Origin of the sequence: Mesorhizobium alhagi CCNWXJ12-2 (assembly GCF_000236565.1) — a bacterium.
GTDB classification, from domain to species: Bacteria; Pseudomonadota; Alphaproteobacteria; order Rhizobiales; family Rhizobiaceae; genus Allomesorhizobium; species Allomesorhizobium alhagi.
Map to the genome: position 1 here is coordinate 1 of NZ_AHAM01000074.1, position 18,793 is coordinate 18,793.

General features: G+C 64.0%; 22 protein-coding genes, 1 tRNA gene and 1 riboswitch. Of the genes, 11 read left to right on the forward strand and 12 right to left on the reverse strand.

Annotation, left to right across the window (positions count from 1 at the left end; genetic code table 11):
• Both MAXJ12_RS35105 and phoU read left to right on the forward strand, forming a co-directional pair.
• The coding region (locus tag MAXJ12_RS35105; RefSeq protein WP_008835760.1) for an ATP-binding protein at window positions 1-143 on the forward strand (143 nt) is incomplete at its 5' end.
• 142 nt (window positions 144-285) lie between these two features.
• The gene (gene phoU / locus MAXJ12_RS10225) at window positions 286-1,008 is read left to right on the forward strand and encodes a phosphate signaling complex protein PhoU (protein WP_008835761.1); all 723 of its coding nucleotides are present in this window, start codon (window positions 286-288) and stop codon (window positions 1,006-1,008) included.
• Window positions 1,009-1,037: 29 nt separating this feature from the next.
• On the opposite strand, the gene MAXJ12_RS10230 is transcribed toward phoU, so the two are convergent.
• Complete coding sequence (locus tag MAXJ12_RS10230; protein ID WP_008835762.1) at window positions 1,038-1,553, reverse strand: GcrA family cell cycle regulator; 516 nt, start codon at window positions 1,551-1,553, stop codon at window positions 1,038-1,040.
• A 341-nt stretch (window positions 1,554-1,894) separates the two neighbouring features.
• On the opposite strand from MAXJ12_RS10230, the gene MAXJ12_RS10235 reads away from it, so the two are divergent.
• The 3 genes from MAXJ12_RS10235 to MAXJ12_RS10245 all read left to right on the forward strand — a co-directional run bounded on the left by MAXJ12_RS10235 (window position 1,895) and on the right by MAXJ12_RS10245 (window position 5,143).
• The gene (locus MAXJ12_RS10235; RefSeq protein WP_040585685.1) at window positions 1,895-3,091 is read left to right on the forward strand and encodes an aspartate aminotransferase family protein; all 1,197 of its coding nucleotides are present in this window, start codon (window positions 1,895-1,897) and stop codon (window positions 3,089-3,091) included.
• 17 nt (window positions 3,092-3,108) lie between these two features.
• Window positions 3,109-4,026 (forward strand): ornithine carbamoyltransferase, encoded by a 918-nt coding sequence (argF, locus tag MAXJ12_RS10240; RefSeq protein ID WP_008835764.1) that lies wholly within the window; start codon window positions 3,109-3,111, stop codon window positions 4,024-4,026.
• 115 nt (window positions 4,027-4,141) lie between these two features.
• Window positions 4,142-5,143 carry an Hsp33 family molecular chaperone gene (locus tag MAXJ12_RS10245; RefSeq protein ID WP_008835765.1) on the forward strand — a complete coding sequence of 334 codons (1,002 nt, stop codon included), beginning with the start codon at window positions 4,142-4,144 and terminating at the stop codon, window positions 5,141-5,143.
• A 54-nt stretch (window positions 5,144-5,197) separates the two neighbouring features.
• Here MAXJ12_RS10245 and apaG read toward each other — a convergent pair whose 3' ends face one another.
• Window positions 5,198-5,587 (reverse strand): Co2+/Mg2+ efflux protein ApaG, encoded by a 390-nt coding sequence (gene apaG / locus MAXJ12_RS10250; RefSeq protein WP_008835766.1) that lies wholly within the window; start codon window positions 5,585-5,587, stop codon window positions 5,198-5,200.
• Between the two features lie 142 nt (window positions 5,588-5,729).
• Between apaG and MAXJ12_RS10255 the strand changes: the two genes are divergently transcribed.
• The 3 genes from MAXJ12_RS10255 to MAXJ12_RS10265 all read left to right on the forward strand — a co-directional run bounded on the left by MAXJ12_RS10255 (window position 5,730) and on the right by MAXJ12_RS10265 (window position 7,590).
• Window positions 5,730-6,344 (forward strand): CDP-alcohol phosphatidyltransferase family protein, encoded by a 615-nt coding sequence (locus tag MAXJ12_RS10255; protein ID WP_008835767.1) that lies wholly within the window; start codon window positions 5,730-5,732, stop codon window positions 6,342-6,344.
• Complete coding sequence (locus MAXJ12_RS10260; RefSeq protein WP_008835768.1) at window positions 6,341-6,673, forward strand: MmcQ/YjbR family DNA-binding protein; 333 nt, start codon at window positions 6,341-6,343, stop codon at window positions 6,671-6,673. Before MAXJ12_RS10255 ends, MAXJ12_RS10260 begins: the two co-directional genes overlap by 4 nt.
• Before the next feature lie 71 nt (window positions 6,674-6,744).
• On the forward strand, window positions 6,745-7,590 hold the full coding sequence (locus tag MAXJ12_RS10265) for a histone deacetylase family protein (protein ID WP_008835769.1): 846 nt from the start codon (window positions 6,745-6,747) through the stop codon (window positions 7,588-7,590).
• Here MAXJ12_RS10265 and MAXJ12_RS10270 read toward each other — a convergent pair.
• Window positions 7,574-7,837 (reverse strand): DUF6460 domain-containing protein, encoded by a 264-nt coding sequence (locus MAXJ12_RS10270; protein ID WP_008835770.1) that lies wholly within the window; start codon window positions 7,835-7,837, stop codon window positions 7,574-7,576. The two genes, MAXJ12_RS10265 and MAXJ12_RS10270, sit on opposite strands and share 17 nt — an antisense overlap.
• A gap of 118 nt (window positions 7,838-7,955) precedes the next feature.
• Here MAXJ12_RS10270 and MAXJ12_RS10275 point away from each other — a divergent pair.
• Window positions 7,956-8,029, forward strand: a tRNA-Gly gene (locus MAXJ12_RS10275).
• A 26-nt stretch (window positions 8,030-8,055) separates the two neighbouring features.
• Here MAXJ12_RS10275 and MAXJ12_RS10280 read toward each other — a convergent pair.
• From MAXJ12_RS10280 to MAXJ12_RS10315, 8 genes are read right to left on the reverse strand one after another with little or no spacing between them, the layout of a single operon-like run.
• Window positions 8,056-8,940 (reverse strand): amidohydrolase family protein, encoded by an 885-nt coding sequence (locus tag MAXJ12_RS10280; protein ID WP_008835771.1) that lies wholly within the window; start codon window positions 8,938-8,940, stop codon window positions 8,056-8,058.
• Complete coding sequence (locus MAXJ12_RS10285; protein ID WP_008835772.1) at window positions 8,937-10,115, reverse strand: vWA domain-containing protein; 1,179 nt, start codon at window positions 10,113-10,115, stop codon at window positions 8,937-8,939. The genes MAXJ12_RS10280 and MAXJ12_RS10285 overlap by 4 nt, the downstream gene beginning before the upstream one ends.
• A complete protein-coding gene (locus MAXJ12_RS10290; RefSeq protein WP_008835773.1) occupies window positions 10,112-10,966 on the reverse strand; it encodes an AAA family ATPase in 855 nt (284 codons plus the stop codon). The genes MAXJ12_RS10285 and MAXJ12_RS10290 overlap by 4 nt, the downstream gene beginning before the upstream one ends.
• Before the next feature lie 12 nt (window positions 10,967-10,978).
• Entirely contained in the window at window positions 10,979-11,287 is a 309-nt protein-coding gene (locus MAXJ12_RS10295) for an EthD family reductase (RefSeq protein WP_008835774.1), read from the reverse strand.
• Window positions 11,288-11,308: 21 nt separating this feature from the next.
• Window positions 11,309-12,319: a xanthine dehydrogenase family protein molybdopterin-binding subunit gene (locus MAXJ12_RS39600; RefSeq protein ID WP_008835775.1), complete on the reverse strand. Its 1,011-nt coding sequence runs from the start codon at window positions 12,317-12,319 to the stop codon at window positions 11,309-11,311.
• Window positions 12,306-13,682, reverse strand: a complete 1,377-nt coding sequence (locus MAXJ12_RS39605; protein ID WP_040585691.1) for a xanthine dehydrogenase family protein molybdopterin-binding subunit — start codon at window positions 13,680-13,682, stop codon at window positions 12,306-12,308. The genes MAXJ12_RS39600 and MAXJ12_RS39605 overlap by 14 nt, the downstream gene beginning before the upstream one ends.
• A gap of 10 nt (window positions 13,683-13,692) precedes the next feature.
• On the reverse strand, window positions 13,693-14,187 hold the full coding sequence (locus MAXJ12_RS10310) for a (2Fe-2S)-binding protein (protein ID WP_008835777.1): 495 nt from the start codon (window positions 14,185-14,187) through the stop codon (window positions 13,693-13,695).
• Window positions 14,188-14,220: 33 nt separating this feature from the next.
• The gene (locus MAXJ12_RS10315; RefSeq protein ID WP_008835778.1) at window positions 14,221-15,030 is read right to left on the reverse strand and encodes an FAD binding domain-containing protein; all 810 of its coding nucleotides are present in this window, start codon (window positions 15,028-15,030) and stop codon (window positions 14,221-14,223) included.
• A gap of 158 nt (window positions 15,031-15,188) precedes the next feature.
• On the opposite strand from MAXJ12_RS10315, the gene MAXJ12_RS10320 reads away from it, so the two are divergent.
• On the forward strand, window positions 15,189-15,890 hold the full coding sequence (locus MAXJ12_RS10320; protein ID WP_008835779.1) for a GntR family transcriptional regulator: 702 nt from the start codon (window positions 15,189-15,191) through the stop codon (window positions 15,888-15,890).
• Between the two features lie 13 nt (window positions 15,891-15,903).
• Here the strand turns inward: MAXJ12_RS10320 and MAXJ12_RS10325 are convergent, their stop codons facing one another.
• Window positions 15,904-17,007, reverse strand: a complete 1,104-nt coding sequence (locus MAXJ12_RS10325; protein WP_008835780.1) for a 2'-deoxycytidine 5'-triphosphate deaminase — start codon at window positions 17,005-17,007, stop codon at window positions 15,904-15,906.
• A gap of 73 nt (window positions 17,008-17,080) precedes the next feature.
• Window positions 17,081-17,158, forward strand: a riboswitch (SAM riboswitch).
• A gap of 59 nt (window positions 17,159-17,217) precedes the next feature.
• On the opposite strand from MAXJ12_RS10325, the gene MAXJ12_RS10330 reads away from it, so the two are divergent.
• Complete coding sequence (locus tag MAXJ12_RS10330; protein WP_008835781.1) at window positions 17,218-18,411, forward strand: O-succinylhomoserine sulfhydrylase; 1,194 nt, start codon at window positions 17,218-17,220, stop codon at window positions 18,409-18,411.
• The last annotated feature ends 382 nt before the right edge of the window (window positions 18,412-18,793 follow it).

Here is an 18,793-nt window from a genome sequence, read left to right on the forward strand (position 1 = left end):
TTGAGACCAGCCGCGCGCAGAAAGGCACCGGTCTCGGCCTTTCCATCGTCAAGCACATTCTGACCCGCCACAATGGCCGCCTGTCGATCAAATCGAAGGTGGGGGAGGGCGCAGCCTTTACGGTGCATCTGCCGGCCGGCTGAAGACCCTGACGGGCTTTGCCGGAGTCACTTGGTCCGCTCCGCCTGGCCTGACTGATGGCAGTTTCTTTTTTTCGTCATCCGGCTAGCGTATCGATCAGGATTCAGGGCGGCGATTCCGCCCGGCGGAAAGCAGGTACCGGCCATGCAGTCGCATCACATCGTCAGCGCTTATGACGAGGAGCTCAAATTCCTCACCCGCAAGATCGCGGCCATGGGTGGCCATGCCGAACGCATGGTCGATCAGTCGATAGCGGCCTTGGTCAGTTCGGACATCGCTTTGGCGCAGAAGGTCATCGGCGACGACGCCGTGCTCGATGAAGGCCAGCGCGAGATCGACGACAAGGCGATCCTGATCATCGCGAAGCGCCAGCCGGTCGCCGGCGACCTGCGCGAGATCATCGGCGCGATCCGCATCTCGGCGGATCTGGAACGTGTCGGCGATTTGGGCAAGAACGTCGCCAAGCGCGTCGTGGCGGTCGCCGAGGGCCGCCATCCGGTCAGCCTTTTCCGCGGCCTCCAGGCGCTCGCCGAACTTGCGCTGACGCAACTCAAGGAAGTGCTCGACGTCTACGCGTCGCGCTCGGTCGAGCGCATCGCCTTCATGCGCGACCGCGACGACCAGATCGACGCCATGTACACGTCGCTGTTCCGCGAGCTTCTGACCTACATGATGGAGGATCCGCGCAACATCACACCCTGCACGCATCTCCTTTTTTGCGCCAAAAACATCGAGCGCATCGGCGACCACGCCACCAATATCGCCGAAGCCATCTATTACATCGTCACCGGCGAGCAAATGCCGGCCGATCGGCCGAAGGAAGACAAGAGCCACCGGGTAACGATAGCTAAGGCGGCGGGCGAGTAGCCGCCTGCCCGATCTCGAATGGGCAGCCTCTACCTGCTCCTGCGCCGCTCGGAAGCAGGCTGGAACGCGATCTTGGCATGATAGGTGCAATAGGGTCCGGTCTCGGCGGAGTCGTTTCCGCAGAAATGGAAGTCCTCCGACAGCGGATCGCCGTTGGGCCATTTGCAGGTCCGCTCGTTGAGCTGGACGAGCTGCAGTCGCCGCGAGATCGGCACCACCACATTCTCCACCGGGCGCAGATACTGCCTCGCCACCGGTTCGGCATCGAACTGCTGCTGCAATGCAGTCGCGCCAATCGAGGTGGTGGCGGTGCGCGTCACGGTCGCAGACCGGGTCACGCTCTTGGCGCCGCCGGTTCCCTGCGCCTTCTTCTGGCGCGCCGGGGCAGCCGTCGCGCGGCCGCGGCTCGACAGTTTCAGGCGGTGAACCTTGCCGATCACGGCGTTGCGGCTCACCCCGCCCAACTGCGCCGCAATCTGGCTTGCGCTGAGGCCTTCGGCCCACAGTTTGCGGAGGGTTTCAACGCGCTCGTCGGTCCAGTTCATAAGATCATGCTCCTGATCAGCGTGCGGGGAGTCAGAATCCATTCCCGTCCCGGCGTTGCCGGGTTCGACACCACATCTATTCGGTTGATTATGCCGCCGCACGAAATCTAGTTATTTCTTGACTACAAACTACTCTATCCAGTGACTCCGTGACAAGAGTCCGGAATGCAACACGAATCGGATTTTTCGGTTTTCCCCAACTTGCCCGCGCAAAGCCGACCATTTGCCTTCGCGCCTCAAGCTGACGTTTCCGTTGACTTCACGGCCGAAAAATCCAATATGCCGACGTGGCCGCCGCTTTGGCGGCTTTTTTGATTTTTCCGGTACCGGAGACGCATATAATGAGCGGTTCGGCGCTTTTCGAGACTTTCGCCCGTGCACCCCTGGCGTTCGACCGGGGCGAGGGAAGCTGGCTGATCACCGAGGACGGCCAGCGCTATCTCGATTTCGCCGGCGGTATCGCCGTCAACTCGCTTGGCCACGGCCATCCGAAGCTCGTCGCTGCTCTCACCGAGCAGGCCGGCAAGCTCTGGCACACCTCCAATCTCTACCAGATTCCGGGCCAGACACGACTTGCCGAAAGGCTGGTCGCCAACAGCTTCGCCGACAAGGTATTCTTCACCAATTCGGGCGCCGAGGCGCTGGAATGCGCGATCAAGACGGCGCGCCGCTATCACTATGTCAACGGCCGCCCCGAGCGCTTCCGCACCATCACGTTCGAGGGCGCCTTCCACGGCCGCACGCTGGCCACGATCGCCGCCGGCGGCCAGCAGAAATATCTCGAAGGCTACGGCCCCAAGGTCGAGGGCTTCGACCAGGTGGCGTTCGACGATATCGACGCCGCCGAACGGGCTATCACCCACGAAACGGCAGCCATCCTGCTCGAGCCGGTGCAGGGCGAGGGCGGCGTCCGCGATTTCCCCGCGCAGTCCCTGAGGCGTCTGCGCGAGCTCTGCGACGAACACGGCCTGCTGCTGATCTTCGACGAAGTGCAGTGCGGCGTCGGCCGCACCGGCAAGCTTTTCGCCCATGAATGGGCGGGCGTCGCGCCCGACCTGATGGCGATCGCCAAGGGCATAGGCGGCGGCTTCCCGATGGGCGCGTGTCTTGCGACCGACGAGGCGGCGGCCGGCATGACGCCCGGTGTGCACGGCACCACATTCGGCGGCAATCCGCTGGCGATGGCGGTCGGCAATGCCGTGCTCGATGTCGTGCTGGAGGAAGGTTTCCTCGATGACATCAGCCGCAAGGGCCTGCTGATGAAGCAGGGGCTCGCGGCAATCGCTGACGAATTTCCCGAAATCATCGAGGGCACGCGGGGCACGGGCCTGTTGCTGGGCCTGAAGTGCAAAGCGCCCAACGCCAAGGTCGCGGCCGCGCTGCGCGATCAGAAGCTGCTTTCGGTCCCGGCGGGCGAAAACGTCCTGCGCCTGCTGCCGCCGCTGACCGTGACCGACGCGGAAATCCGCGAGGCGCTTGCCCGCATCCGAGCCGGCGCCAAGAGCCTTGCGCCAGCCGCTGCCAACGCCGCGACCTGATCGCCGGGAGTTTCGACATGACCAGCGCCATTCGCCATTTCACCGATCTTTCCGCCGTTCCGGCAGCGGAATTGCGCGGCATGCTCGACGACGCCGCCCGCCGCAAGGCGCGCCTAAAGGCCGGCGAACGCTCGCGCCCGCTGGAGGGCAAGGTGCTGGCGATGATCTTCGACAAGCCTTCGACCAGAACGCGCGTCTCCTTCGATGTCGGCATGCGCCAGCTCGGTGGCGAGACCATCATGTTGACCGGGACCGAGATGCAGCTCGGCCGCTCCGAGACCATCGCCGACACGGCCAAGGTGCTGTCGCGTTATGTCGATGCGATCATGATCCGCACTACTTCGCATGAACGCCTGCTGGAGCTGACCGAAAACGCCGGCGTGCCGGTGATAAACGGCCTCACCGACGACACGCATCCCTGCCAGCTCATGGCCGACATCATGACCTTCGAGGAACATCGCGGCAGCGTGGCCGGCAAAACCTTCGCTTGGGTCGGCGACGGCAACAACGTGCTTCATTCGCTGCTCGAAGCCTCGGCCCGCTTCAGCTTCAACCTGAAGGTCGGCGTACCGGAAGGCTCCGCGCCCGAACAGAAATATGTCGACTGGGCGAGGAACAATGGCGGCTCCGTGAGCTTCACCAGGTCGGCCGAGGAGGCAGCCGACGGCGCCGACTGCGTCGTCACCGACTGCTGGGTCTCGATGGGCCAGGAACACCGCGCCCGCGGCCACAATGTTTTTCTTCCCTACCAGGTCAACGCCGCCCTGATGAAGCACGCCAAGCCCGACGCGCTTTTCATGCACTGCCTGCCCGCGCATCGCGGCGAGGAGGTCACCGACGAGGTCATCGACGGTCCGCATTCGGTGGTATTCGACGAGGCCGAGAACCGGCTGCACGCCCAGAAGGCGGTGCTCGCGTGGTGCCTGGGCGCTTGAAGCAGGCGGCCCGAGCGCCTATCTGCGTCGGATCACACTCTCTTTTGTTTGAAGACGGCTTTTCGCCGGGCGCAATTCGTGCGCGTCCCGGACAAGCCATGAAGGATTTGGCCCGGTGACCGACAAGGAACGCAAGCTTGGTGAATTCGGCTTTGCCGGCGACGACGATGTCGTGCCGTTCGAGGTCAGCGCGCTCGATGTGCGAGGGCGCATGGTCCAGCTTGGGCCGCTGCTCGACCAGATTCTCGCCCGCCACGACTATCCCGATCCGGTCGCCAGGCTCCTGGCCGAGGCAACCCTGGTGGCGGTGCTGCTCGGCACATCGCTGAAGTTCGAGGGCAAGTTCATCCTGCAAACCCGCACCGACGGTCCCGTCGACATGCTGGTGGCCGACTTCTCGACGCCGAAATCGCTGCGCGCCTATGCGCGCTTCGATTCCGACAAACTCGCTGCGGCCGTCGAGGCGGGCGAGGCTGCGCCGGAAAAGCTTCTCGGCAACGGCATATTGGCGCTCACCATCGACCAGGGCGCCGACATGAAGCGCTACCAGGGCATTGTCGCTCTCGACGGCGAGACGCTCGAGGAGGCGGCCAAGACCTATTTCCGCCAATCGGAGCAGATCCCGACCGACATCAGGCTTTCGGTCGGCAAGCTCGTGCTGCCCGCCGCCGGCGGCAGCCGGGAGCATTGGCGCGCCGGCGGCCTGCTCGCGCAGTTCTTGCCCAAGGCGCAAGAACGCCTGCGCATGCCCGACTTGCATGGCGGCGATGGCGACCCCGGCCAGCCGCCGCATGAAGTCGCCGACGATTCCTGGCGCGAACTGCTGGCGCTCGTGGCGACAGTCGAGCACAACGAGCTTCTCGACCCGTCGGTCGGCTCGGAAAGGCTGCTCTACCGGCTGTTCAACGAGCACGGTGTGCGCGTCTTCGAGGGAACCCATGTCGAGGACGAGTGCTCGTGCTCGCGCACAAAGATCCGCGGCATCCTCGAAGGATTTTCCGCCGAGGAGATCGAGGAAAGCACCGAGGACGGCGTCATTCGGGTCAATTGCGAGTTCTGCTCGAAGGCCTACGAGTTCAAGCCCGCCGAGTTTTCGGCGGAAGCCAGGTCGGCCTGAGGCCGGCGAATCCCTTCCCTTATTGCGGGGAAGGGGTTCCGCCCAACCATCCCGTCAATTCACCCGCCGCTTGCCCGGCAGGTCCAGCGAGAACGCCGGGATCTCGACCTCGAACATTTCGCCCCGGCGGTTTCGCATCGTATAGCGGCCGACCATGATGCCGGATGGCGTCGAAAGCGGGCAACCGGACTGATACTGGTAGCTGTCGCCGGGATTGAGCTCCGGCTGTTCGCCGACCACGCCGGGGCCGCGCACCTCCTCGACCCGGCCGGCGCCGTCCGTAATGCGCCAGTAGCGCGACAGGAGCTGCACGAATTCGTCGGACCGATTGACGATAGTCACTCTGTAGGCCCAGACATAACGGTTCTGCGAGGGGTCGAATTGGTCCTCGAGGTAGAAGGGCTCGACATTCACCTCGATGTCGCGCGTGACGGCCTTGTACATTCCACGCACTCCTTCAACGCAAGAATCTGCCGGCCGGGCCGGCAGGTCAACCTTATTCGGCCGGAGCAAACTGGATTGTGATTTCCGCCTGGCGGGATTTTTCGTTTACTGCAGATGTTGCGACAAGCTCGAAAGGCAAGAAATGCTCGATGGTTGGGCGCGCAGGCGCCTCGATCCGCCGCTCGACGGTTTCGGTGGGCGGCTTGCCAAAACTGGCATTTCGGCCAACGCCGTCACGCTTATCGCTTGCTTCACAGGGTTGGCGGCGGCCGCCGCGATCGCGTTCGGCCAATTCTGGCTCGGTCTCGTGCTGCTCCTCGTCAGCCGGCTCGGCGACGGGCTTGACGGCGCGGTGGCGAAAGTCAACGGCCGGACCGATCTCGGCGGTTATCTCGACATCGTACTCGATTTCGTCTTCTACGGCGCCATTCCCGTCGGCTTCGTATTGGCAGATCCGGAGGCGAATGCGATCGCAGGCGCGGTGCTGGTATTTTCCTTCTACGTCAACGGGTCGAGTTTTCTCGCTTATGCGATCATGGCCGAGAGGCGAAAGCTGTCGACCGATGCACGCGGTGCGAAATCGCTCTTCTTCACGACCGGCTTGGCCGAAGCCAGCGAAACCATTGCCATCTTTGTCGCCTTCTGCCTGTTTCCTGCCTGGTTCCCGCCGCTGGCATACGCCTTCGCGGCCTTGACCTTCTACACCGCCTTATCGAGGATTGTCCTGGCGTGGCGGACGTTCGGAGGACCCGCATGACGGCGGACGAGTTTCGAGCGCTGGCGCTGAGCTTTCCGCAAGCGACCGAAGGCAGCCATTTCGATACGGCGGATTTCCGCGTGGGAAAGAAGATTTTTGCGACGCTGCGCGAAAGTGACGGCCGGGCTGTGCTGAAGCTTTCGCCCGACGAGCAGCAGCTTCTCATGGAAACCGGACGCGGCATTTTCGTGCCGATCAAGGGCTCGTGGGGCCTGAAAGGCTGGACGCGGATCATACTCGAACAGGCTGATGCGGAGACCGTCCGCCACGCCATGGCATTCGCCTGGAAATCGGTAGCGCCGAAGAAGCTAGTGAAGGCCCAGCTGTAGAAGTGGCCACGCTCCCGATTGTCCATCACCCCGGATATGATGCCGGTTTTGCTGCGGACCACAGGTTTCCGATGGGCAAATACAGCGCGCTGATGGAGCAACTCGACGCGCGCGGCCTCGCCACTCCGTCGAACCTGCACAAGCCTACTCCTGCCGAACCCGGCTGGCTGAAGCTCGCGCATGACGCCACCTATATCGATCAGGTGATCGCCTGCGCGGTTCCGCCAAAGATAGAGCGCGAGATCGGTTTTCCGATCGGAGAGCGTGTGTCGAGGCGCGCGCAACTCGCGGCCGGCGGAACCATCCTGGCGGCGCGGCTGGCGCTAGCGAACGGGATCGCCTGCAACACCGCTGGCGGCAGTCATCATGCCCGACGTGATCACGGCGCGGGCTTCTGCACCTTCAACGACGTGGCGGTCGCGGCCCTCGTGCTGATCGCCGAAGGGCTGGCTGCGAATGTGCTGATCGTCGACCTCGACGTACACCAGGGCGACGGCACGGCGGATATCCTGAAAAACGAACCGCGCGCATTCACCTTTTCGATGCATGGCGAACGCAATTATCCAGTGCGCAAGATCGCTTCCGATCTCGACGTTGCTCTGCCGGACGGTACGGGCGATGACGCCTATCTGGGGCGGCTAACGGATATTCTTACGGACATCTCCGGGCGGGCAGCGTGGGACATTGTCTTCTATAATGCCGGCGTCGATCCGCACGCCGACGACCGCCTCGGTCGGCTGGCCCTGTCGGATTACGGGCTGCGCGCCCGCGACTGGCTGACGATCGGGCATTTCAGGGAACGCGGAATTCCGGTCTGCGGCGTCATCGGCGGCGGCTATTCGCGCGATATCGGCGCGCTTGCGGCCCGTCACGCCATTTTGTTCGAGGTCGCCGCCGAGTTCAGCGGCGGTAGCTGAACAGCCGGAGCAGGATGAAGGCCGGAACGACGATCGCGGCGCCGAGCAGGAGATAGCCAAGGAACCGGTCAATGGTCGCAAAGCCCATGTACCACATGCGCAGGAAGAAATCCCGGATGCTTTCGAGGATGTCGAAAGGCGACCAGCCGAAGGTGCTCATCACGATGCCGACGAGAAAAGAGACGACGAGGAGTTTCAGGAATACCCGCAGCGGGCTGTCGCCGAGGAAGCGCGTAAGTCCGGACAAATCACTCTCCTGCGATTGAATGCCAGCGGGACATACGCAGTCGTGGCCATGCGTTCAAGGAAAATGGCAACCTTTGCGATTGCCGATCGGCACGGGACCGTGATATTCGAGCGGTTGCGCGGGTATGATGTAATGGCAGCCTGTCAGCTTCCCAAGCTGAACGCGCGGGTTCGATTCCCGCTACCCGCTCCAGTCCCGCCATCGTTCCAAGCTACAGATCAGAGCCGGTAAATTCTGATGGCAGTGTCGCGCAGGACGGCTCTCTGCACCTCTTCCGGATACGGCGCGAGCGCGGCGTGATACGCCGCGACAAGATCGGCATAGCTTGTCCAGAGCTTCTCGATCGGAAAATTGCTGCCGAACAAGCAGCGTTCGGGCCCGAAAATGGCGATTGTTTCGGCAATCACGTCGGCGACATGAGCCGCATCGTTGCGGTGGATAAATGTTCCAAGGCCGGACAATTTGCTGACGACGTTTTCTTCGCCGGCAAGCCGCTTCATGCCCTCGCGCCAGGCCTGACGGCCGCTTGGCGATATGTCCTCCAGCATGCCGGCATGCTGTAGGACGAAGATGATGTCGCGATTGTCGGCGGCGAGCCTTGCAGCATCCGCCATCTGCGACGTGAAGACCTGGAGATCGAACGACCAGCCGTGATCGGCGAGGACGCGGATATTCTCGCGCAACCGGCTGTCGCTCATCAGATCCGGCGTGGCGGCGAAGCGGTACATCTCGTTTTCGTGCCAGTGAAGCTGCATGCGGATGCCGCGCATAAGCGGGTAGGCCGACTGGCGCTTCATGGTCTCTCTTGCGTCGTCCGACAGCAGGTCGGCATAGCCGACAATTCCGTGCGGCCAACCGTGCCGGTCCGCAATCGCCTGGACCCAAGCCACCTCGTCGACGGCCTGCGGCTTTGCCCAGTTTGTCTGCACATAGACGGACTTTTCGACACCCGATCCGGCGATGTCGGCCAGAAATTCCTCAATCGGATAGTCCCGGCAGATGGCATCGTAAGGACCGAAAATGCGGGGAACCATCGGCCCCTGCAGCCAGGGCAAGTCGGCCTGCCGCCATATGTGGTGGTGCGCATCGACTATGCCGGTCATGCCGCAATCCCCGTAATGGAAAACCGCCGCATCGCCTGGCCGCGCGGCCCGTGTTCGACAGCATCCAGCCTCCCGAAAAGCCGGTCCAGCGCGCCGAGACTGCCCGCATCGCAAAGATCGTCGAGATGCGGCAGGATTCCGGCCATGGCGCGCGTCAGCGGCCGGTATCGTGGATCGGCAGCGAGCGGCGTCGCCCAGACGAGGCGATGGCTGAGCCGCGCCATGCGTTCGACCGCGTGGACCATCTCGGCCGGATCGCCGCGTTCGAGCCCGTCGGACAGGATCACCGTCACGGCCCCCCGGACCAGTGCTGCGTAGCGCGACACCGACAGGAATTCGTCGAGCGACGAGCCGATGCGGGTTCCGCCATCGAAATCGAACACGATGCCGGCCAGCCGGGCGAGCGCCTCTTCCGGATCGCGATGCCTGAGCATAGCCGTAACCCTGTTGAGGCTGGTGCCGAAACAGAAACACTCGACCCGGCGCTCGCGTATCAGCAAATGCGCGAAACGCAGATAGGCTTCCGACTGTGCCTTCATCGAACCCGAGACGTCTATCAGGAGCAGCAGCTTGCGCGGGTGCTCAGGCCGTGACATCCGCGTCATGCGCAGCGTTTCGCCGAATGTGGCGCGCGCTGCCCTGCAGGTCCGGGCGAGATCGATCCGCGGACCGCGCGGCGACGGCGTCCATTTGCGGCTTTGCATATGCGGCAGGCGGGCGATCTTGCGCCTTATGCGCACCAGCATTTCCGCGTCGGCATCGCTCACGCGTCCAAAATTCTTGCGCCCACGCCCAAGATCATCGGTCGCGGCCTTGCCGGCAGCGTCACCTTCCAGCGGATCAGCGCGAGATTGGTCGCCGCGCGGGGCAGACGGTTTCGGTGCTTCGTCCTCTTCGTCCGGCGCGGCCGCAAGCGTGGGCGACTGCCCGAACCAGGCATCGAACACTGCATCGTAGATCGGGAAATCCGCCGGCGAACCGGTGAGGGTGATGCGGCCGATCCGGGCAAGGTCGGATATGCGGCGCAGCGGAGCTATCCGCGCCGCCTGGAGAAAGCACACCGCCCGGCCGGGCTCGATCGCCAGCCCAGCCTCGCGCAGCACCCCCGGAAAGCCCGCGAGCATTTCGGCCGCGATGAGCGCCGGCCGGGATCGCGGGGTGGCGTTCGCGCTCACAACACGCCCGCCTTCTGGATAGCGGCGAAATCCTCCTGGTCCTTGACCAGCAGGCCGAGCGAACGCTGCAAGGCTTCGGGCCAGGCGGCGCCGTCGCGATGCAGCACTTCCGCTGCGCGCGCCCAATCGATGCTTTCCGAAATGCCGGGCCGCTTGATCAGCGGCAGCCGCCTGATGCCCGCAACCGCATCGACCAGCACTTCGGCCGCCTCCGCGGCTACCCCTGGCGCGTGGCGCTCGATGATGGCGCGCTCTCGCGCCCGCTCGGGATAGTCGATCCAGTGGTAGAGACAGCGGCGGCGCAACGCATCGTGCAGTTCCCGGGTCCGGTTGGAGGTCAGGATGGCTACCACAGGCTGCGTGGCCCGAATGGTCCCGATTTCGGGGATGGAGATCTGGAAGTCCGACAGGAATTCGAGCAGGAAGGCTTCGAATGCGTCGTCGGCGCGGTCGATCTCGTCGATCAAGAGAACTGTCGCCGAGGCGTTGCGCAGCGCCTTGAGCAGCGGCATTTCGATCAGGAATTCTTCCGCATAGAGATCGGATGTCTCTACCGTGCCAGTGCGCTCCGCGACCCGCACATGCAGCAACTGCCGGGCATGGTCCCAGTCGTATAGCGCCTTGGTCGAATCTATGCCCTCATAGCATTGCAGCCGGAGGCATTCGCGGCCGAGAATTGTGGCGAGCGTCTTCGCCACCTCGGTCTTGCCGACACCGGGCACGCCTTCGAGAAGCAGCGGCTTGCCCAGTTCCAGCGCGAGATAGAGCGCCGTCACCAGCGTTTCGTCGGCCAGATAGCCGGCGGCGGCAAGCTCTGCGTCGAGTTGGTCCTGGGTCAGGGGCGAGGGCAAGCCGTTGGTCCGCTAGAACTGCTGCTTCTCGTCGCAGACCATCCGGAATCGGTTGGAGCAGTGGGCAGCGGCGTCGCCGCCGGCGGCTTTGCCCACTTCCGTGCCGAACGCCGCGGCCATGGCGGCTTCGTCGTCGAAGTACATTTCGGACACGCCGTCGAACGGGGCGTCGGCATTTTCCGCGCGCAGCACGTTGGAGGTGTATTTCCTCAAGCCCGGCAGATTGCGCGCAAAGGCGACGTGGTCCTCAAGGATCCACTTCCTGAAATCCTCGAAGCTCATGCCGTCCTTGCGCTTCATAAGGGCCATCACCTTGATCATCTTTTCATCCTTCGCTGGGGTTCAATTTGTCTGGCCGCGCAAGGCGTCGAGCCCGCGCAATATCTTTTCCGGCGTGATCGGCGTCGAGGTGACGCGCACGCCGCAGGCGTCGAAGATCGCATTGGCGATCGCCGGAATGGGTGAGTTGGCGGTCATCTCGCCTATGCCCTTGGCGCCGTAGGGGCCGTTCGAGGCTGGCCGCTCGATGATCACCGAATCCATTTCGGCCAGATCGCCAGGGCCGGGCATCAGGTATTCGGAGAAGTCGAGTGGACCATGCGAGCGGTCCGGGTAATACGGTTCGGTGGTCTCGTAGAGGGCGTGGCTGATGCCCATCCATGCCCCGCCGACGATCTGCTGGTGCGCCAGCGCCGGGTTGACGGCGCGGCCGATCTCGTAGGCATTGGTCATTTTGACAACGGCAACTTCGCCGGTCTCGTCGTCCACCTCGACCTCTGCCACGGTGCAGGCATGCGCCTGGCAGGAATCCGGGTCCATCTCGCCGGTTTCGGGAACGACCTCGCTCTTCGGCTTCAGGAAGATGCCGCGGCCGGAAATGGTCTTGCCATGCTTGAAGTGGGCGGCCAATGCGACATCAAGCACGGCGATTCCCTTGTCTGGCGCGCCGTTCACATGGATGCGGCCCTTGCCGTCTGTGACGAGGTCGCCGGCGTCGACCTCGAGCTCGGTCGCGGCGATGCTCATCAGCACTTCACGGGCTTCCCGCGCGGCCATGATGACGGCATTGCCGATGCGATGGGTGCCGCGCGATGCGAAGGTGCCCATGCAGTGGGGGCCGGTGTCGGTATCGGCTGTGTCGACCATAACGGTGTCGTAGGGCACGCCGAGCGTTTCGGCGCAGATCTGCGCCGCGACCGTCTTGATGCCCTGGCCGAGATCGACGCTCGACAGTGTAATGACAAAGCTGCCGGTCGTGGTGGCGTGAACCAGCGCCTGGCTCGGATCGCCGCCAAGATTCATGCCGGTCGGATAGTTCACCGCAGCGACGCCGCGTCCCTTAAGCCTGGCCATGTCCCGCCTCCTGCTTCAGCGACGACATCGATGCGAATTGCGGCGGCAGCGAATGCCCGGTCTGCTTCGCGGCGGCCTGGATCACCTCGACGAGCGCCGCTCCTTCCACCTTCTTGCGGTGCGCCTTCATGTCGCCGTCGCGATAGGCGTTGATGAGCCGGAGCTGCATCGGGTCCATGCCGAGGAAACGCGCGACCTGGTCCATCTGCGATTCCAGCGCGAAGTCGCCGATGGTGACGCCAAAACCGCGCATGGCCGAGGACGGGGTTCGGTTGGTGTAGACGCAGTAGGCGTCGACATGGACATTGGGGATCGTGTATGGCCCCGGCATGTGCGCTGCGGCCTTGGTGGTGCCGTAGGTCGAGTGGCGGCAATAGGCGCCTGCATCGACATAGAGCGTGACCTTGCGGGCGACGATGCGCCCGTCCTTCATCACGCCGTCCTTGATGTAGATGCGTTCGGCGGCGCGTGGCGACGACACCTGCATCTCCTCGGCGCGGCTGTAGGCATATTTGACCGGGCGGTTGGTGAGCATCGCGCCCAGCGCCGCGATCGGCTCGACCATGACATCGACCTTGCCGCCGAAACCGCCGCCGACGGTGCCGCCGACGAGCCGCAGCTTGTTGAAGGGCACTCCGAGGATCAGCGCCATGTTGTCGAGTGTGAAGTAGAGCGCCTGCGTGTTCGAATAGACGGTGACGCGGCCATTGCCTTCCGGCTTGGCGATGCAGCCGCTCGTTTCGGTCGGCGCATGCTCGATCGGTGAGGATTCGTAGCGGTGCTCGATGATGTGGTCCGCCTCGGCGAACGCCTTGTCCACGTCGCCGAAGCGGATACGCCGGCAATTGTGGCCTTCATAGACGAAATAGTTCGTGCCCTGCTTCTTGAACGGTGTCGAGGTCATCGCCTCCTCGACATCGAACACCGCCGGCAGGTCTTCGTAGTCGACAACCACCCGGCGTGCGCCTTCCAGCGCCGCCTGCGGCGTCTCGGCAAGCACCGCGCAGATCTGCTCGCCCATGAACAGCACACGGTCTTCCGGCAGCACCGGCTCATCGTCCGGCTCGACGCCGATCAGTTTCAGGATCGTGTACCAGTTGTTCGGCACGTCCTTGTGGGTCAGCACGCGCACCACGCCAGGCACTTGCATCGCCGGCGCCACATCTAGATTGCTGATCAGCGCGTGGTGCCTGGTAGAGCGCACCATCTTCAGGTGCAGCATGCCGGGGAAGCTGACATCCTCGTAGAACTGCGTTCGGCCGGTGACGTGGCCGCGGGCATCGGCGCGCTGGACGCTGGTGCCGACCACGTCCAGTTCGGCCTCGCGCTCGGCTGGAAAGAAACTCGCGTCGATTTTTTCCATGGCGGTTTCCTCAGGCGGCCCGGGCGGAACCGGCGGCGCTGACTCGCCGCGCCGCATCGAGGACGGCGTCGATGATCGCCTCGTAGCCGGTGCAGCGGCAGACATTGCCGGAGATGGCGCGGACGGCATCTTCGCGCGTCGGATCGGGATTTTTGGCCAGCAGGCCGGCGGTGGCCATGATCATACCGGAGGTGCAGAAACCGCACTGAGTGGCGAATCCTTCCAGGAACGCCTCCTGGATCGGATGCAATCCCTGTGGCGGCGTCAGCCCCTCGATCGTGTCGACCCGCGCCTCGTCGATGGTCTCGACCGGCACCATGCAGGACATCACGGTCCGGCCGTCGAGCAGCACGGTGCATGAGCCGCACGCGCCCTGCTCACAGCCACGCCGCGTGCCAGTCAGCCCCTGGTTTTCGCGCAGCGCATCGAGCAGCGTGGTGCCCGGCGCAACCAGCATCTGCCGCTCTGCGCCGTTGACGGTCAGCGATACGACTGCGTGCTTCATGGCTCCCTCCCGGTGGCTCTGTTTCGATTGCGGCTATTCGCCGACTAGCGCGCGCCTGATGTGAACCGGCGTGACCCGCCTGCGGTACCACGCGCTGGCATAGGCGTCGTCGAAGGGCTCGATGTCGTCTCCGGCTACTTCGGCCGCGGCCATGACGCCAGCCCGGTCAAAAGTCTGCCCGAGCAACTTTTCCTCCACCGACTTGGCCCGGACTGGATGCCTGCCAACGCCGCCGAGCGCGATGCGGCATTCGGCGACCTTGCCGTCTTCGAGCCCGATCACGGCGGCGACCGTCACGATGGCTGCGGAATTGAAGGCGCGGCGAGTAGCCTTGGTAAATTTGAAGGTTCCCGGTGCAGGCAGCGTGAAGGAAATCTTGGTGACGATTTCGCCTTTCGCGACGCCATGGCGGACAAGGGTTTCTACAGGCTCGAAGCGCGCTGCGCCGCCGTCCGCAACGGCGGCGGTGGCGCCGAGCGCAATGAGGCAGACCGCAAGATCGCCATAGGGTTGCTCGACGAAAAGGTTGCCGCCGACCGTGGCCATGTTGCGGATGGTCGGGGATGCGATCGTGTTAATCGCGTGCGCGAGGAAGGCGAGCTCCGAACGCTCCTGCAATTCGCTAAGTGAGGTGGCCGCGCCGATGGAGGCCTTGCCGTCGCTGATGAAGATCCCGGAGAGACCGGCCTTGCGGAGACTTACCAGCGTGTCGAAGCTGTCCGTGCCGTAGTTCAGGACTGGCATCACTACCGTGCCGCCGGCCATCAGCGCCGCGCCGGGATGCCTGGCCAGTGCTTCCTGTGCGAGGGCGAGCGAACCCGGCACGATTACCGTCTGCAACATCGGTGTCCTCCCAGACGATGATGGGCTTTCCGCCTCTTGATTATCCATTATCGATAAACGAGAATTGCTTTGTCAACCGCAATGGCGGGAAATAACGTGCTGCATTGCGGCAGGCAGCGAATCGGCGGCCTTGAAGGCGGAATGGGCGGACGGCGGGCATGAACCAACTGGGCAAGATCGGATCAAACGTCGCGGCCGAACCCGACGGGCATGAGGCGGCGTTCGTCAACATACCTTTGCGCCAGCGGCTCAAGGAAGCGCTGCTGCGGCGCATACTGGGCGGCCATTACCATCCCGGCGAGCGGCTGGTGGAATTGCGCATTGCGCAGGAATTCGGGACCAGCCAGGGGCCGGTGCGCGAGGCGCTACGAGAGCTCGAGGCGACCGGCCTCGTCACCAACCTGCCGCGGCGCGGCACCTATGTTGCCGAGGTGATGGGCGACGGGCTGCGCGAAATCTATGCCGTGCGCGGCGCGCTCGAGGAGCAGGCGACCAGGACCGCGACGGCGAAGCGGAGCTGCGACCTTGCGCTGCTGCAGCACGAAGTCGACATGATGCATGCGGCCGCGCTGGCGGCCGACACGCATGGCGTGGTCGAGCATTCGGTGAAGTTCCACCGGGCGATCATGCAGGCGGCCGGCAACCGGCTGCTGCTCAATATCTGGCAGTCACTGCAGATCGAGACCCGCACGACCATCACCATGCTGGTCGAAGGCCTCGACCTCGTCGAGATCGCCGACAGCCACCAGCCGATCGTCGACGCGATCGCGAGCGGCGACGCCGAGCGGGCGGCGTGCGTGGCGCGCGAGCATCAGGAGTATTTCGAGCGGCTGCCGGTGCCGACCCGCACCGGGTCCTGAGCGGCGGAAAGGCTTAGTCCGCCGGCCGGAAATGCTTCGAGAGCTTCAGGCCCTGCGCCTGGTAGTTCGAGCCGAGATCGGTCCCGTAGAGCGCCTTCGGCCGCGACAGCATGTGCTCGTAGACGAGGCGGCCTACGATCTGGCCGTGCTCGAGGATGAACGGCACTTCGTGGCTGCGCACTTCCAGCACCGCGCGGCTGCCGGTTCCGCCGGCTGCGGAATGGCCGAAGCCCGGATCGAAGAAGCCGGCATAGTGGACGCGGAACTCGCCAACCAGCGGGTCGAACGGGGTCATCTCGGCGGCGTAGAGCGGCGGCACATGCACCGCCTCGCGCGACACCAGAATGTAGAACTCATCCGGGTCGAGGATGAGTTCGCCCGCGCCGCCGCGATTGTAGAGCGGCTCCCAGAAATCATAGACGCCGTGGGCGGCGCGCTTGTCGACGTCGACCAGGCTGGGGTGGTGCTTGCCGCGGTAGCCGATCAGGCGGCCGGCGTCGCCGCTGAGGTCGATCGACAGCGCTATGCCGCCGCCCGAAATGTTAGGCATTTCCGATGCGACCAGCGTTTCGCTCGCGTGCAGCTTGTGAAGTTCTGCCTCCGAGAGCAGCGCGTTGCCTATGCGGAAGCGGATCTGCGAAAGCCGCGAGCCGGTGCGTGCGATGATCGGGAAGGTGCGCGGGCTCACCTCCAGATAGAGCGGCCCGGAATAGCCGGCCTGGATCTTGTCGAATTCCTGGCCGCGATCGGTCATGACGCGGGTGAATATATCGAGCCGGCCGGTCGAGCTTTTCGGATTTGCCGAGGCCGAGACACCGGCCGGCAGGTTCAGGCTTTCGAGCAGCGGCACGATGTAGACGCAGCCGGTTTCGAGCACCGCACCATTGGTCAGGTCGATCTCGTGCAGCTTCAGGCGGTCGAGCTTTTCCGAAACGAGACAGTTCGGCCCCGGCAAAAAGCTGGCGCGCACCCGCCAGGCTTTTTCGCCAAGCCGCAGGTCGAGGCTCGCCGGCTGGATCTGGTCGGCGTCGAGTTCCCTGGCGGACGCCAGCGCGCCGGACTGAAACAGTCCCGCAATGTCCTGGTCCGGAAGAATGCCCGTCTGCCGCAAGCGCATCTGCTCCTAAAATTGGTCCGGCGAGGTTTAATGAAGCCGGCAATTGACGCAAGCCGGCCGTGGGTCTAATGGACATTTATCCCGTGGTGATTTGGCCGGTCGGCTTGCAGCCACGTTAAATAAATCGCTAAAGGACCGTCGGGCCTGCCAAGGCCATATGGACCGGTTGCGATTTTCGCCGCCGGTTTTTTGTATTTTGGGGACAGCGCAATGACGATCGAAAAGAAGCGCAACTGGAAGCCCGCAACCCAGCTCGTTCATTCGGGAACGCAGCGCTCGGGCTTCGGCGAGACCTCCGAGGCGATCTACCTGACGCAGGGCTATGTCTATGACACGGCCGAGGCCGCCGAGGCGCGCTTCAAGGGCGAAGAGCCGGGCTTCATCTATTCGCGCTACGCCAACCCGACCGTCGACATGTTCGAGAAGCGCATGTGCGCGCTGGAAGGCGCCGAGGATGCGCGCGCCACGGCGTCGGGCATGGCGGCCGTGACGGCTGCCATCCTGTGCTCCCTCAAGGCTGGCGACCATATCGTGGCGGCGCGTGCGCTGTTCGGCTCTTGCCGGTGGGTGGTCGAGACGCTGGCGCCGAGATACGGCATTGAGACGACGCTGGTCGACGGCACGAAAATCGAGAACTGGGAACGGGCGGTCCGCCCCAACACCAAGCTTTTCTTCCTCGAAAGCCCAACCAACCCGACGCTCGAAGTCATCGACATCGAGGCTGTGGCGAGGCTCGCCAATTCGATCGGCGGCCGGCTGGTGGTCGACAACGTGTTCGCCACGCCGCTGCAGCAGAAGCCGCTGACGCTCGGCGCGCATATCGTCGTCTATTCGGCGACCAAGCACATAGACGGCCAGGGACGGTGCCTCGGTGGGGTCATTCTCTCCGACAAGAAGTGGATCGACGAGAACCTGCACGATTATTTCCGTCATACCGGCCCTAGCCTGTCGCCGTTCAATGCGTGGAACCTGCTCAAGGGGCTGGAAACGTTGCCCGTGCGCGTGCGCCAGCAGACGGAGAGCGCCGGCAGGATCGCCAACTTCCTGGCCGAGCGGCCGGAGCTGGCGCGCGTGATCTATCCCGGGCGCAGCGATCATCCGCAGGCCGATGTCGTCAGGAAGCAGATGCTCGGCGGCTCGACGCTGATCTGCCTCGATCTGAAGGGCGGCAAGAAATCCGCCTTCGCCTTCCAGAACGCGCTTGACGTGGTGCTGATCTCCAACAATCTCGGCGATTCCAAGAGCCTGATCACGCATCCGGCGACCACTACGCACAAGAACCTCTCTGACGAGGCGCGCGCCGAACTCGGAATCGGGCCAGGGACGCTGCGCCTTTCGGTCGGGCTGGAGGATGCCGACGATCTGCTGGAGGACATCGAGCAGGCGCTGAAGATCGCGGGGTGAGATCGCTTGACCGCCCTTGCATAGTGGCAGCGCGGGGCGTGCTGATTCTTCCTTCTCCCTTTGTGGGAGAAGGTGGCCGACCCTGAGCTTGTCGAAGGGGAGGTCGGATGAAGGGTGCTGCGTGGAGCGCCACGCCGATGATTGATCGCGTTTCGGCATTGTATACGTCCCATCATCTCCGCCTCATTCCTTCCAACACCCCTCATCCGTCTTGGCGCTGTGCGCCAATCCACCTTCTCCCACAAGGGGAGAAGGGGAGAGGCGCACTTCATCATCGCCACGCCCGCTCTCGCGTCTGGCCATTGTCAAAGAACGCGTCTCTCGCGCCGAGAGACGTAGTCGGGAAGCGGGGCGCTTGGCCGAGCCTACCGAAACTGAAATA

Bases quoted from the DNA above. Each gene is read 5' to 3' on its own strand.
- MAXJ12_RS39600 (WP_008835775.1), bottom strand. From the start codon at position 12,319: ATGGCCAGGCTTAAGGGACGCGGCGTCGCTGCGGTGAACTATCCGACC.
- apaG (WP_008835766.1), bottom strand. From the start codon at position 5,587: ATGTACAAGGCCGTCACGCGCGACATCGAGGTGAATGTCGAGCCCTTC.
- MAXJ12_RS10315 (WP_008835778.1), bottom strand. From the start codon at position 15,030: ATGTTGCAGACGGTAATCGTGCCGGGTTCGCTCGCCCTCGCACAGGAA.
- phoU (WP_008835761.1), top strand. From the start codon at position 286: ATGCAGTCGCATCACATCGTCAGCGCTTATGACGAGGAGCTCAAATTC.
- MAXJ12_RS10295 (WP_008835774.1), bottom strand. From the start codon at position 11,287: ATGATCAAGGTGATGGCCCTTATGAAGCGCAAGGACGGCATGAGCTTC.
- MAXJ12_RS10265 (WP_008835769.1), top strand. From the start codon at position 6,745: ATGGGCAAATACAGCGCGCTGATGGAGCAACTCGACGCGCGCGGCCTC.
- MAXJ12_RS10230 (WP_008835762.1), bottom strand. From the start codon at position 1,553: ATGAACTGGACCGACGAGCGCGTTGAAACCCTCCGCAAACTGTGGGCC.
- argF (WP_008835764.1), top strand. From the start codon at position 3,109: ATGACCAGCGCCATTCGCCATTTCACCGATCTTTCCGCCGTTCCGGCA.
- MAXJ12_RS10310 (WP_008835777.1), bottom strand. From the start codon at position 14,187: ATGAAGCACGCAGTCGTATCGCTGACCGTCAACGGCGCAGAGCGGCAG.
- MAXJ12_RS10260 (WP_008835768.1), top strand. From the start codon at position 6,341: ATGACGGCGGACGAGTTTCGAGCGCTGGCGCTGAGCTTTCCGCAAGCG.
- MAXJ12_RS10330 (WP_008835781.1), top strand. From the start codon at position 17,218: ATGACGATCGAAAAGAAGCGCAACTGGAAGCCCGCAACCCAGCTCGTT.
- MAXJ12_RS10320 (WP_008835779.1), top strand. From the start codon at position 15,189: ATGAACCAACTGGGCAAGATCGGATCAAACGTCGCGGCCGAACCCGAC.
- MAXJ12_RS10235 (WP_040585685.1), top strand. From the start codon at position 1,895: ATGAGCGGTTCGGCGCTTTTCGAGACTTTCGCCCGTGCACCCCTGGCG.
- MAXJ12_RS10280 (WP_008835771.1), bottom strand. From the start codon at position 8,940: ATGACCGGCATAGTCGATGCGCACCACCACATATGGCGGCAGGCCGAC.
- MAXJ12_RS10255 (WP_008835767.1), top strand. From the start codon at position 5,730: ATGCTCGATGGTTGGGCGCGCAGGCGCCTCGATCCGCCGCTCGACGGT.
- MAXJ12_RS39605 (WP_040585691.1), bottom strand. From the start codon at position 13,682: ATGGAAAAAATCGACGCGAGTTTCTTTCCAGCCGAGCGCGAGGCCGAA.
- MAXJ12_RS10325 (WP_008835780.1), bottom strand. From the start codon at position 17,007: ATGCGCTTGCGGCAGACGGGCATTCTTCCGGACCAGGACATTGCGGGA.